This is a genomic window from Dyadobacter sp. CY326 (assembly GCF_021390515.1).
GTDB lineage: Bacteria > Bacteroidota > Bacteroidia > Cytophagales > Spirosomataceae > Dyadobacter.
The window spans coordinates 605,635-619,474 of record NZ_JAJUXI010000003.1; the positions used below are offsets into that span (position 1 = coordinate 605,635).

A 13,840-nucleotide genomic window follows, 5' to 3' on the forward strand; every position below is an offset into this window, starting at 1 on the left:
ATTCGGCTTCACCATGATCGAATTTGTTAATTAATTTCCAGTAATTTTACTTTGTCTATCAATTAAGTAGAATATCATTGACTAAGATTTACTTCCGACTCGTCATTCTAATCTCAACTTTCCTTGCCGGTGGATTGGGGAGCACAAATGCGCAGCGTGCGCCTAACATTATTTTCATCATCGGCGACGATATCAGCTGGGACGACATTGGCGCTTATGGCAACAACAAGATCAAAACGCCGAATCTCGACAAGCTGGCGCGCAATGGGCTCAAATTCAACAACATGTATCTGACGGCCAGTTCATGCAGCCCCAGCCGGACCAGCATCTTAACCGGCCGATATCCGCATAACACGGGCGCGGCAGAGCTGCACGCTCCCCTGCCCCAGCACCTCACATTCTTCCCCGAGCAGCTGCGACAAAAAGGTTATTATGCTGCTTTGGTTGGAAAATGGCATGAAGGTCTGGCCACGAAACGGGCTTATGACACGTTGCTGGTCGACAAAGATGCGAATGGCGAAGGTGGTGAGCTGCAATGGGTTAATCTGCTCAATTTCAGGCCGAAAGACAAACCTTTTTTCTTTTGGCTGGCTCCTTATGACGCACATAGACCGTGGTCAACCAATACAGAAGGCCCGCAGCACGATCCCGAAATTGAAATTACTGTCCCGCCGACGCTGGTGGACACGAAGGAAACGAGGCAAGATCTGTCATTTTATTACAATGAAATTTCCCGCCTGGATCATTATGTGGGTGAACTGGAAAAGGAACTGCAACGCCAGGGCATCGCTGAAAACACATTGATCATTTTCACCGCCGACAACGGCCGGGCTTTTCCGGGAAGCAAAACCAGATTGTACGATGCGGGCGTAAAAACGCCATTTATTGTCAAATGGCCCGCAGGGATCAAGGCTGGACTTGTAACAGAAAGTCTGGTCAGCAGCATCGACATTGCACCCACATTGCTGGCACTCGCGGGCGTTAAACCTGCTGAATCGGTTCAGGGGCAAAGTTTTGCAGAATTGTTTAAAACTCCCGAAAAGGCGTTCAGAAAATATGTCTTCGCTGAACACAACTGGCACGATTACGCCGCTTATGAGCGCTCGGTGCGCACAAGGGACTTTTTGTATGTGATCAACAAACGAACAGAACTGGACAATGGCGGACCGATCGATGCCAATCAAAGTGCTTCCGCCCTGGCATTGAAATCGGCCAAGAAAAAGGGCACATTGACATTGCTGCAAAATGACGCATTTCTCACGCCGCGACCAGCCGAAGAATTCTTTGACAACTTCAAAGACCCGCTGCAATCGAGAAACGAAATTGCAAACAAAACCTACGCTGCGCCCATTACTGAGCTGCGCAAAATCCTGAAACAATGGCAGGATGAAACCGGCGACACGGAGCCCGAAAACCTTACCCCCGACTGGTATGACCGTGAAACCGGCGAGCCGACAGCCGCAAAAGACAAGCGCGGTGAAATGCCCGGCAGCGCGAAAAAAGCAGATCATATCAATGCCAAAGGGCCCTTCTAATCCACATTAACATGATGACAAATCGATTCTTACTCATCTTATTGCTGTTTTTGATTGGTGTAAAAACCCGTGCACAACAACAGGATAAGCCCAACATTCTCTGGATTGTGAGTGAAGACAACAGCCCTTTTCTGGGTTGCTATGGCGACACATTTGCCACGACGCCGAACCTTGACAACTTTGCCAAACAGGGTGTTTTGTATAAAAATGCATTTGCAACTGCTCCCGTGTGCGCCCCCTCGCGTTTCACGCTCATTACGGGCACTTATCCGCCTTCGATGGGAACCGAGCATATGCGCAGCACTTATCCTGTTCCCGATGAGGTCAAATTTTTCCCGCGTTTTCTGCGTGAAGCGGGTTATTACACGACAAACAATGCGAAAAAGGACTATAACACAACCGACCAGCTTGAAGCCTGGGACGAGTCGAGCGGGAAGGCGACTTACAAAAACCGGAAGGCAGGTCAGCCGTTCTTTGCGGTTTATAATTTGAATGTTTCGCACGAAAGTGGCATTCATACATCTGTTCCCGCGGCGCAATTAAAGCATGATCCAGAAAAGGTTAAACTTCCGCCTTACCATCCGCAAACGCCTGAAATGAAGCACGATTGGGCGCAATATTATGACAAAGTGGAAGAAATGGACCGGCAGGCGGGAGCGCTTTTGAAAGAATTGGAAGCCGAAGGTTTAGCGGAAAACACAATTGTTTTTTATTACAGCGATAATGGCGGGATCTTAGGGAGAAGCAAAAGGTTTGTTTACGAATCGGGGCTGCGCGTGCCGCTGATCATTCGCTTTCCTGAAAAATTCAAAGCCCTCGCGCCTGGCAACCCGGGCACGGTCACGGACCGCATTGTCACATTCCTTGACTTCGCTCCGAGCCTGTTAAGCATAGCAGGACTTGACATTCCTTCCTACATGCAGGGCAAGGCATTTTTGGGCAAAAAGCAAGCAATTGAACGTGCGTATGCGTATGGTTTCCGAGGCCGAATGGATGAGCGAACAGACCTGTCCAGGACGGTTAGGGATAAGAAATTCAGATACATCCGCAATTACATGCCGCATAAAATTTACGCGCAACATCTTGAATATCTGTGGAAAGCGCCTTCCATGCCGTCCTGGGAAGCGGAGTTTAAGGCTGGCAGGTTAAATGATGATCAAAAGAAATTTTGGCAGGAAAAGCCTTCTGAGGAATTGTTTGATATCGAGAATGACCCGCATAACATTCACAACCTTGCCGCTGATCCGAAATACAAGGACACATTGCTCAAACTCAGAAAAGCAAACCACGACTGGCTCATTGCATCGCAGGATGTGGGTTTTATTCCCGAAGCAATGCTCAGCAAAATCGCTGCAACCACTCTCCTGCGCGACTATGCAAAGAGCGGAAAGTATGCATTGAACAAAGTCATTGAAACAGCAGATATTGCCACTTCAAGAGACAAGTCGCAGCTCCCTAAATTGATCGAAAGATTAAGTGACAATGATGCTGTTGTCCGTTACTGGGCAGTAATTGGAACGATCGTTCTCAAAAATGAAGCGGCGGCTGCCAAGCCAAAATTACAAACGCTGTTAAATGATCCCGAAGTTACAGTTCGCATTGCCGCGGCGGAAGCATTGCTTGCATTTGGCGAAACGAATGCATCGGTGCTGGCACTAAGCGAAGCTCTGAAAAGTGAAAACCAGATGGCGCGTGTGCAGGCACTGAATGTGTTGGAAACCATTGGCTCCAAAGCCAAGCCTGCCTTTGAAAATATCAGGGCACTTTTGAAAACAAACCAGCAGGATACGGATTACGATGTCCGCGCTGCAAAGAAGATTCTCGAAGTGGCAGGAGATTAGGGAAACCAAAGCGGTATCTTTGTCTCAGACTCCGGGTAAGAGTTATAAAAACTGAGACGATGAACAATATTGCATTGGTGGTTGGGGCGACTGGAATTACCGGAAGTAATCTCGCTGAAAAACTGATTGAAAAAGGCTGGACAACCTATGGTCTGGCGCGAAATCCAAATACAAATGTTGCCGGCCTCGTTCCGGTTGCGGCCGATCTGATGGATCCGGACGATCTGGCTGCGAAACTGCGTGACATTGCGCCAACGCATGTATTTTTTACAAGCTGGATGCGCAATGAAACCGAAGCCGAAAATATACGCGTTAACGGCGCCATGGTCCGCAACTTGCTTGCCAGCCTGTCTGCTAAAAACGCCGTTCAGCATGTTGCGTTGGTAACCGGACTGAAACATTATCTGGGGCCATTCGACGCTTATGCAAAGGCAGGCACATTGCCCGAAACGCCTGTGCGTGAGGAGCATCCACGACTTGATCTTGAAAACTTCTATTATGCCCAGGAAGACGAAGTGTATGCTGCCGCAGCGCGCGACGGCTTTACATGGAGCATTCATCGCCCGCATTCGGTGATCGGCAAAGCGGTTGGCAACATGATGAATATGGGAAGCACGCTGGCAGTTTACGCTTCCATTTGCAAGGAAACGGGCCGGCCGTTTCAGTTTCCCGGCTCTGCTGCGCAATGGAATGGCTTGTCGGATGTTACGGATGCGCTCGTGCTGGCTGAGCAAATGATATGGGCTGCTACAACCGAGGCCGCGCATAACGAGGCATTCAACGTTGCCAACGGAGATGTGTTTCGTTGGAGCTGGTTATGGAAGCAAATTGCAGGGTGGTTTGAGGTTGAGCCCGCCGGTTTCGACGGCACCATTCATCCGCTTGAAACGGAAATCGCGCATGATGGACCGCTTTGGAAAGAAATGGCTGCCAAATACCATTTGCAAGAAGCAGACATTAATCGCCTCGCCTCAGCCTGGCACACCGATCTTGACCTGGGCCGCCCGCTGGAAGTGATGACCGATATGGCCAAAAGCCGCAAGCTCGGTTTCACGGTTTATCAGGATACGCGCGAGTCTTTCTTTAACCTGTTTCAAAAGCTCCGTGCAGAACAATTGATTCCCTAAAAGCCAGACCGACCGTCGCTAAATGCATAAGCGACGGTCGGTTTTTTTTTTAAATGATCGGTCTAAGAGCGCCCAATGTTTTCAGGCTCTTTCGTTGTTCACGTTATAAATTTGATGCAAAGTTTCCTTGCTGAGCGGTTTGGAATAATAGCCCCGAACCAGCGGATGGTTTTCAGCATTGCGCAGGTCTTCCGGGTCTATGGAAGATGACAGAATGATGATATTGATCTGTGCACGAAGCTTTTCCGGGAACAAGCTGAATGCATCCAAAAACTCCCAGCCATTTATCTCCGGCATGTTGATATCCAGAAAAAGTGTCGCGTTCAAGTCCTCAGCTTCGTCGCCAAACTCCGTTTCAATCGATGCGAGCGCTTTTCCCGGATTTGTAAAAAGCTGAATCCTTGCTGCGGGCGCAAAGCTTGCGATCGTGTATCGGCAGACCAGGTTATTGACCGAATCATCATCCACAACAATAAATTGGGAAGGAACTTTCATAAGGCTGGAATTTGACAGGCATCCGCACCTAGCTCAATTTGGAATGCAGTGCCTTTGTCCACCGTGCTGTTCACTGCGATCCTTCCGCCAAGCATTTCCACCTGCGTTTTGACCATAAACAAACCCATGCCTTTCCCTTCCACATGATGATGGAATCGCTTGTATAAGCCAAAAAGCTGCGTTCCTTTTTTGGCCAGGTCAATCCCCAAGCCGTTATCGTCGACGGATATGATTACCTGACCATTCGCAAGTCCGCTTTTGATACGGATAACCGGGCTTAAATCTCTTTGACGATATTTTATACTGTTCATAATGAGATTGTAGAAAATGCTGTGCAGGTAACTTTTTAATGTATAAATCTCATTAATATCGCTGAAATCGGCTTCTATTGCCACTTTTTCCTTGTCGACAATGTGCTGAATGCTCGACCGGATGTCATTAACAAGCTGCTGCATATCAACGGCTTCCCGTTTCTCGCTAACCTCCCGTTTTATCTGTAAAATCGCATTCAGATCTAGAATAATATCGTCCAGTCTTTTTACATTTTCTACAATTCCGTCGAGAAATTCCTGTTTCACCTGCCACGGGTAACTGTCCTCACGCAGCAGCGCGCCGAGCCCGATAATGTTCGCCACCGGGGCGCGCAAGTTGTGGGAAACGATGTAGGAAAACTGTTCGAGCCGCTTGTTGGAAGCGATGAGATCTTCTCCTATACTTTCCAGAATATAGTTTTTCTCTTCAAGTGCTTTCAGCGCCCTTTCGTCGGCTTCCTTTTCCTTTGCCTGGCTGACTATCTTGTCTGTGACGTCCCTGAAATTATCCACAATGCCGTTAATTGTGGGCTCGTGGAGCAGGTTTGTGACGATCGCTTCAATCCATCGCCAGCTGCCGTCCTTGTGCAGCATCCTTCCGGTGTGTCCTTGGATCGGCACGCCTGGGTTAGCAATCACTTTTTCCATCACCTTGGGCAGTTCGGCCATGTCGTCGGGATGGGCCATGGAGAAAATGTTCATGTCCATGACTTCCTGTGGCGTATATCCAAGCACATTCTTTACGGCTGGCGACACATACATGGGCTCGGCCTTCGCATTCAGGACGAGCACGGCGTCAATGCTATTTTCGATCAGCGTCCGAAATCTTTTTTCACTATTGGTCAGCTGTCCCAGCAAATCCTGCTGGCCTCGCTTGATCTGGAATTTTTCGAGACTTTTGGTGATGGTAAAAGGGAGGCGGCCGATCTGATCTTTTAACACATAATCATCGGCATCAATGCTAAGAAGCGCTTCCGCCATCTCATCCGAGATGGCGTTGGAAACAATGATGAAAGGAATTTGAAGTCCGCTCTCCTGCAACAATGCGATGGCGTCAGAGCAATGGAGCCCCTGCAACGCGTATTCAGAAAGAATTATATCGGGAGAAAAATCCGCCAGAGCAGCCGCAAATTGCTCTTTGGTGGCGGCGACGCAAATAGCGGTGTTTAGTTTGCTCTTGTTTAGTGCATGCTTCACTGTAATCACACCGCCCACCGAATCGTCCAGGTGAACAATCTTCAAAATGTTATTCATAGTGTTTGCAGTAGAACCAATGTCTGAATCCAAGCAACCGATTGTCACCATTCAGCACATGCAGGCCTCTACATCTTGTTAGGTAATGAGAAACTCAACTATTTCGTAAACGAGCATGTATATTACTCAATTAGTTCGTCATTCCTCACTTTCGCAAACTATTTGGGGTCAATTATTGCCATCGCCAGATTTTTTGTCATCATTGGTAATCCGTTTTTTCTCACGTTGCGCTCCATTCATTTTACCAAATTCATATTTCAGATTGATGCGCCAGCCTCTTCGATACATTGCAACATCCTGAACCTGCACAAAATTAGAGCCGGTAAAATCGTTGCGCCAGCTGATCGTGCGGTTAAACGGATTGTCATAACCGAAGCCGATTGTTCCCTTTTTCTTCAACACTTCTTTTTGAAATACAATATTGTAAAAACCAAAGCCCCCGTTTCTTCCTTGAAGATTCACCCGCGGCGAATTGTAAAATCCGAACAGCTGCGCTTTGTAACCCTTTCCAAAATCAACCGTCGAATTCAGGTTGATGCGATACATCCAGTCCGCATTGCGCGTCTTCAACTCGGCGCTTTCGAGCACGTTATAAAACACATTGAGCGAGCCGTTGACCGTCCATTGCTTGATGATCTTGGTGTTTGCGCTCAGATTTAAGCCGTAAGCTGCGTTTTCGGCCACATTTTGAAAAATCTGCGTCAAAACGCCGCTGCTGTCCACAGAGCTAATGCTTTCGATCGCATTCTTGGTTTTTCTAAGAAAAAATGCTGCGTTAATGCTTGTCGGACCAATGGACACACTGTAATTGGCTTCGGCAGAATGCGTTAGCTCCGGGCTAAGATAAGGGTTTCCGCCATATTGATTTTTGGAATCGGACTGGTTTACATACGGATTCAAATAGTAAAATTGTGGACGCTGAATGCGCTGCGAATAACTGAGTCGGATCTGCTGATTTTTGGGCAGACTGCGCGAAAGGCTCACGCTCGGAATAAAATTTCCGTAATCATTTGAAAAAGGCCTTGTACCATTGAGAAAATTGGCTTTGATAAATGTATGCTCATAACGCGCACCAATGTTGATGCCCCAATGCTTCTTCGGCGTGCGACTGTAAACCGCATAGGCAGCGGCAACTTGCTGGTTATAGTCAAACACATTGGCAAGTTCAGGCATATCATTAAAATTCGTAGAGCCATCCAGAGCGCTGGCAATGCGGTAATCGCTCAAAATCTGGCGGAAAATTGCCTTTGCCCCCGTTTCGAGCGTGCTAATGCTGTCGAGTGGATTTGTGAAATCGAGCTGAAATGTGCCTTCCTTGTTGTTATTAATGTTGTAGCTTTTTTCCCGGTAGAAAATTTGTTCTTCACGATTTCGAACATTAGCCCAATAATCACTGTCCTCACCTTCGAAGGCGTACATCATGAGCAGGGTCAGTTCTTTTTTTGGTTTTTTAAAAAGCCGCGTGTAGTCCAGATTGAACGTTGCCCCCGACCAATCATAAGTTCGGCTCATGTTCCGCCGGAAATATTCGCTTACAATCCCCTGCCGACTTTCCTCAAATTGAATGTCAAATCCGTTGGTGTTCCGTCCGTCGTAATAGTTGATGCCGGCGCCGATCCGGTTTAAGGAATCAACATCCCAGTCCGCATTCATGCTCCCGTAAAAGTTTTTCCCGTTTCCTTTCACCCACTGCTGTTGATCTTGAAAAGTTAATGTGTCGGCATCGGTGATGGTGCGTAATTGGTTCATTACGCGTTTGTTCCGCCAATTACTGAAACCTCCGTTCGCCGTGAGCGTGAGGCCTTTGTTGCGGTGGTTAATGCTTGCATTGGGCCAGTTGTTCCATTGTCCAAAGTTGGGACTCACCGATCCGCTAGTTCCTTTCAATGCATTCTTTTTGGTGATAATGTTGATGATTCCCGCCGTGCCTTCCGCGTCGTATTTTGCAGAAGGTGACGTGATTACTTCAACCTGCTTGATAATGTCAGCGGGAATTTGTTTCAGCGCTTCTGAAACGCTCCGCGCCACAACTGCCGAAGGTTTTCCGTTAATGAGCACCTTAATGTTCGCACTTCCGCGCAATTGCACATTGCCCTCTATATCCACCGCCACCGAAGGGATTTTTTTCAAAACATCGGTCGCGTCGCCGCCGCGAATGCTGATGTCTTTCTCAGCATTGTAAACCATGCGATCCGAACGCTCTTCGAACAGCGATTTTTGTTCTGAAACTGTCACTTCGTTCAGGTTCCGGACAGCCGCGCTGACGCTGATGCTGCCCAGGTCAATGTCCTTGGACTTCACTTCGAACTTGTCTGAATCTCTCGTTTTGTAACCGATCAGCGAAGCCTGAATGCTGTATTTTCCGGGATTTACTTTGCCGAATTCAAAGGCGCCGTTGACGTCGGTGGTCGTCCCTTCCAGGATTTTCCCGTTTTGAAGCAATGCGACATTGGCAAATTCGACGGGCTTATTTGTGGCTGAATCGGCAAGCACGCCTTTGACTTTAAATTGCTGGGAAAATGCGAGCCCAATGCTTGCCGCCAGCACAATCAGGGTTAATAACGGTTTTTTCATATCATGGCTTTTGTTCGAATGCGTCGCCGGACGGCGATTGTAACGCAAAGACGACTGACACAACATAATGTTGCATCATTACCAGGCTGAAAGACGAACAACCTTAACTAAAAAGTGAGAATACTGGCTGTTAAAGCCTAGATTATCATATTGTTAAGTTTTCATCATCCTCCTCCTTCCACTTCGCTGCTGGCTATTTTTGCTTTTTATCACTTACTACGCAAAGATGAAAAACAGAAATTTACTTGCATTAATGCTGGTGGCTGCGGCTCTGCATGGCTGCACCGACCATTTTCCGGAAAATCCGGAAACGCCTGTTTCTTTTAAAGAAGTTGCCTCTATTGACCTGGGTGGAGCTGCTGCTTCTGAAATCTCGGCTTATGACCCTGCTTCGCGCAGACTATTTACCGTTAACAATGAATCCTCTGCAAAAGTGGACGTTACGGATCTTTCTGCATTCCCGACTGTGACCAAATTGCAATCCATTGACATTTCCTCGCTGGGAGGTGTTGCAAACAGTGTCGCGGTTTCGGAAGGCAAACTGGCGATTGCGCTGGAAGCAACGAACAAGCAGGCAAACGGAAGCGTTATTGTGCTGAACACGAGCACATTGGCCACTATTAAACAAATCACAGTGGGTGCGTTGCCGGACATGGTTACTTTCAGTCCGGATGGCAAATACATTGTAACGGCAAACGAAGGCGAGCCTAATGCGGCTTACACGGTTGACCCGGATGGTTCTGTTTCCATCAGTGATGTGACGGATAATTACAGTGTCAAAACGCTCAATTTTGCTGCTTTTGCTGCTTCGTACAATCAGTTGGCAGTGGACGGCTTCCGCGTTTACGGACCGGGTGCGAGTTTTGCACAAGACATTGAACCAGAATATGTTGCCATTTCGAGTGACTCTAAAAAAGCATTTGTCACGCTGCAAGAAAACAACGGCATTGCTGAGCTGGACTTGGTAACTGGGACGATTTTGAAGTTGCACCCGCTTGGTACAAAGGACATCAGCAAGCTGGCTAATGCAATGGATGCGAGTGACAAGGATAGCAAAACGGAGTTGAAAACCTGGCCTGTAAAATCGTTCTATCTTCCGGATGCAATCGCGCCGTTTTCTACTAACGGTTCGTCGTATCTAATCACGGCAAATGAAGGCGACGCCCGCGAATATTCTGCATTTGACGAACAAAAAAGAGTGAGTACACTTGTGCTTGATGCAACTGCTTTTCCGGATGCTGTTACGCTTCAAAAACCTGAAAATCTGGGACGTCTGCGTGTGACAAGCACGCGCGGCGACGTTGACAATGATGGCGATTACGATGTGCTTTACGGCTTCGGAGGCCGTGGATTCAGCATTTTCAATGCTGTTACAGGGCAACTGGTGTTTGATTCGGGAAGCTCGCTGGAAGCGGAAGCAATCAAAGCCGGGATTTATGATGACGATCGTTCCGACGACAAGGGCGTTGAGCCAGAAGGTGTTACAATTGGCATCATCAACAATAAGCCTGTTGCCTTCATCGCACTTGAACGTGTCGATGCGATTGCTGTCTATGATGTAAGCAATCCAACGGCGCCAACTTTTCTCCAAATCATTAAAACAGGCGACGCACCGGAAGGTGTTCTTTTCGTTGCACCGGATAAAAGTCCGAATGGCAAAGGCTTGTTAGTGACTAGTAATGAAGGCGATGGAACTGTGAAGTTTTATCAGAATTAAAAAATAAGATTTCTAAAAAGACGAAGGCTGCTCACAGTGAGCAGCCTTCGTCTTTTTTATTTACTCCACAATCCAGCGGCTAGCGGCGTTGTATTTCCCTTCTACAACGATCTTGTAAAATCCTTTCGGAAGCTTGCTCACATCAAGCGTCGCTTTTCCGTCCATAACGGGCAGCTGCTTCATGAGCATGTAACGGTCGTTGCCGCCGGTTTTGAATTTGTTTGTGGTCGAGAGCCATATTTTCACTTCGCCGTCTTTTTCCTGAGGCGTCCAGCTGAGATTAATGTTATCAGCTTCTTTTTTTACAGTCAGGTCCGTGATGGAAATTTTACCAGTCAATGGCGTTCCGTCGAGTTCGAAATATTGCTCTTTCGGGATTTTTAAGTCAAGATGCCGGGCCATGGTTGGCATGATATCGACGATCGCGGGGATGGTCTTGTTCTGTGCCGATTTCGTAAAATAATTGTTGAGACCTTTTGCATTGGTTACAATCCATGTGCTGCGTTCAGCGTCGGATTGTCCGCCGTGTCCCTTGCCGGACGGTTCTGCACGGCCGTGATCTGTCGTGATAAACACTTGCCAGTTTTCGCCGTGCTTGTCCTGCCTTTCCTTCACCGCCTCCCAAAGCTGCCCCATTTGCAGATCCATTCTTTTTATCGCATCAGAAAACTGCTGGCTGTTTCCATAACGATGACCCATATCGTCCGTAAATTCGAGGTAAACCCATGATAGATCGGGTGCGTCACTTCTAATGTTTGCCGCTGCCTCGTCGACCACTTTTCCGTCAATTTTGCTGATATACTGAGCATTTTTATCATGCGGAAAGTTAATGGTGTCTGTTTCAAAGCCATCGAAGAAATAATCCATTTTCATCATTCCTGTTTGAGGCAGGTCGGTTCCGATGAGCTTGGTACGGTTGTCGAGCCAGGTGGAATATACTGCCGTTTTTTTGGCAGGATAAGCTTCGCGGAACAACCTAAATATCGTGTAATAATGATAATTCGGCTCCTTGATGTCGTTATCCCACACATTGTGCTTGTTGACCCACGTGCCGGTGAGGAGGCTGTTGTAGCCCACGGCCGAGATTGTTGGCGTTTGGGAATATGCATTCTTTTCGCCACCTACGTAAGCGCGCGTCATGCCGCCCACTTTGGCAATTGCATCGAGATTGGGCGTAGGAACTTTTTTAAGCTGCTCGTAAGAAATGCCATCGACGATCACGAAAAGCGCTTTGTTTTTGCTGTTTTGTGCGAAAGCTGAATTGATTAAAAAGAGGGCAATTAGTAAAGGAACAGAGGTTTTTTTGAGGAGCATTTTTGACAATTTGTATTATATAAAACTAAGAACGACGAAGGCAAAACGCTTTGAAACAATCCTTTTGGCTAAAAATACAACTTCACCATTTCTCTCCAGTAACGCGGCCTGTGCGCTTCCTCTTCCCAAACAAACAGCTTGTGCGGCACGCCGATCTGGTTTAGTGCGCTGCTCAGCCGCTCATTGTCTGCCAGGAAGGAATCTTCGCGGCCGACCACCAATGTAATATCAATTTCGTTCAATTGCTGCAACAATTTTTGATCACGAATGCCCGGAACGAAATGATTAGGCATGTTATAGTAAATGTTATCGTCGAAGTAACCGTCAAAAAGGTCCGCAAAGAAGACGAGGGGTCTGGTGAGATCGTATCGCGCACTCATGCCAACAATTTTATTAAAGACCGTTGGGTGTTTCAAGCCAATATTTACTGCGTGATATCCGCCCAGACTGCATCCCGCAACGGTCAGCTGCTTTGCTTTGTTTTTCCCTTTGATGAAAGGAATAACCTCGTGCAAAATATAACGCTCATATTGCAAATGTCTCAAAATCCGCTCATGGGGCGGATTATTGGAATAAAAACTTTCCTGATCAATGCTGTCAACGCAGAAGACCTGGATTTCTCCGGCGGCGATCCGTTCCCGTAACGCGTCGATAATGCGCCAGTTTTCCAAATCATAAAAATGCGCGGATCTCGTTGGAAAAAACAGAATCGGGATTCCTTTTGATCCAAAAACGAGCATTTCCATGTCCCTGTTCAGTGCAGGGCTAAACCATTTCTGATACGCTCTTTCCATTGCAGTGGGTGGTAAGGTGGTAATCGAACTAATCATTGTCCGGCAGCTTTTAACACATTTTTGATCGTTATTTTCCACAATTCGTAGCCCAATGGGGTCATATGCAGCCCATCCTGCTCAAAAAATTCCCTGATCGGCGTGCCCTGTTCGTCCAGCATTCCGGGGAAAATATCAATGTAATGCTGGTTTGCATCCGTGCTGATCTCGTCACGAATCAGTCTGTTCGCCGTCTTTATCTGCGAAATGATTTCCCAGCGCTGCAAACTCGGTTTAATGCTGATAAAGTAACAAGGAACGTCACCGAACCGCTTTCGGATCTGGGCGAGGAGCTGGCGATAATACAGACACACTTCCATGGGATTGCGCCCATCGCCAAGATCATTGTCCCCGGCGTAAAGAATGATCGTTTTAGCGGAATGGATCTGAGCCATAATCCGGTCAAAGAACCAGGAACATGCCGCGAGTGTAGATCCGCCAAAACCTAAATTAATGGGCTTAATATCCTCAAAATCATCGTATAATGTCGCCCAGAGGTTGATGCTCGAACTTCCGTAAAAGATCGTCTCAGGCTCGAACGAAAGTTTTTCCGATTCCTTCTCAACTCTGATCACTTCATCTTCATACCAATCCATATTGCTCAGAAAATTTTTGCTGACAATTGCTTTCTCTTGCTTAGATACATCGACTGAAATCGGATATTCACAAAATTACTAAACGCCGCATTGCCAGAATGTTAACTTTTGCAACCGTCGTGTATATACGCAAAACTGAAATGTGAATTTCGGATTGAACCGTCTCAGCGGGATTTTTGAAACGCGATTTGCTACAAAAACTTAGCCAGAACCAAGTCGCTTGAAGGTTTTTTAGCATTTGCGTCC

Annotated in this window: 10 protein-coding genes; 4 read left to right on the forward strand and 6 right to left on the reverse strand. The window is 47.3% G+C overall.

What is annotated here, in order from left to right; genetic code table 11:
• The first annotated feature begins 77 nt into the window (after positions 1–77).
• From LZG73_RS06935 to LZG73_RS06945, 3 genes are read left to right on the forward strand one after another with little or no spacing between them, the layout of a single operon-like run.
• Positions 78–1,535, forward strand: coding sequence for a sulfatase (locus LZG73_RS06935; protein WP_233847118.1), 1,458 nt, complete (start codon positions 78–80; stop codon positions 1,533–1,535).
• 11 nt (positions 1,536–1,546) lie between these two features.
• A complete protein-coding gene (locus LZG73_RS06940) occupies positions 1,547–3,376 on the forward strand; it encodes a sulfatase-like hydrolase/transferase (protein ID WP_233847119.1) in 1,830 nt (609 codons plus the stop codon).
• 59 nt (positions 3,377–3,435) lie between these two features.
• Complete coding sequence (locus LZG73_RS06945; RefSeq protein WP_233847121.1) at positions 3,436–4,503, forward strand: SDR family oxidoreductase; 1,068 nt, start codon at positions 3,436–3,438, stop codon at positions 4,501–4,503.
• 81 nt (positions 4,504–4,584) lie between these two features.
• On the opposite strand, the gene LZG73_RS06950 is transcribed toward LZG73_RS06945, so the two are convergent.
• The 3 genes from LZG73_RS06950 to LZG73_RS06960 form a co-directional block, all read right to left on the reverse strand.
• Complete coding sequence (locus LZG73_RS06950) at positions 4,585–4,998, reverse strand: response regulator (RefSeq protein WP_233847123.1); 414 nt, start codon at positions 4,996–4,998, stop codon at positions 4,585–4,587.
• On the reverse strand, positions 4,995–6,563 hold the full coding sequence (locus LZG73_RS06955) for a PAS domain S-box protein (protein WP_233847125.1): 1,569 nt from the start codon (positions 6,561–6,563) through the stop codon (positions 4,995–4,997). The genes LZG73_RS06950 and LZG73_RS06955 overlap by 4 nt, the downstream gene beginning before the upstream one ends.
• 168 nt (positions 6,564–6,731) lie before the next feature.
• Positions 6,732–9,137 carry a TonB-dependent receptor domain-containing protein gene (locus LZG73_RS06960; RefSeq protein ID WP_233847127.1) on the reverse strand — a complete coding sequence of 802 codons (2,406 nt, stop codon included), beginning with the start codon at positions 9,135–9,137 and terminating at the stop codon, positions 6,732–6,734.
• A gap of 226 nt (positions 9,138–9,363) precedes the next feature.
• Here LZG73_RS06960 and LZG73_RS06965 point away from each other — a divergent pair, with 226 nt between their 5' ends.
• A complete protein-coding gene (locus tag LZG73_RS06965; protein WP_233847129.1) occupies positions 9,364–10,854 on the forward strand; it encodes a choice-of-anchor I family protein in 1,491 nt (496 codons plus the stop codon).
• 60 nt (positions 10,855–10,914) lie between these two features.
• On the opposite strand, the gene LZG73_RS06970 is transcribed toward LZG73_RS06965, so the two are convergent.
• From LZG73_RS06970 to LZG73_RS06980, 3 genes are all read right to left on the reverse strand, one after another.
• Complete coding sequence (locus LZG73_RS06970) at positions 10,915–12,168, reverse strand: alkaline phosphatase family protein (RefSeq protein ID WP_233847131.1); 1,254 nt, start codon at positions 12,166–12,168, stop codon at positions 10,915–10,917.
• A 68-nt stretch (positions 12,169–12,236) separates the two neighbouring features.
• Positions 12,237–12,998: an esterase family protein gene (locus LZG73_RS06975; protein WP_233847133.1), complete on the reverse strand. Its 762-nt coding sequence runs from the start codon at positions 12,996–12,998 to the stop codon at positions 12,237–12,239.
• Positions 12,995–13,594: a GDSL-type esterase/lipase family protein gene (locus LZG73_RS06980; RefSeq protein ID WP_233847135.1), complete on the reverse strand. Its 600-nt coding sequence runs from the start codon at positions 13,592–13,594 to the stop codon at positions 12,995–12,997. The genes LZG73_RS06975 and LZG73_RS06980 overlap by 4 nt, the downstream gene beginning before the upstream one ends.
• Between the last annotated feature and the right edge of the window lie 246 nt (positions 13,595–13,840).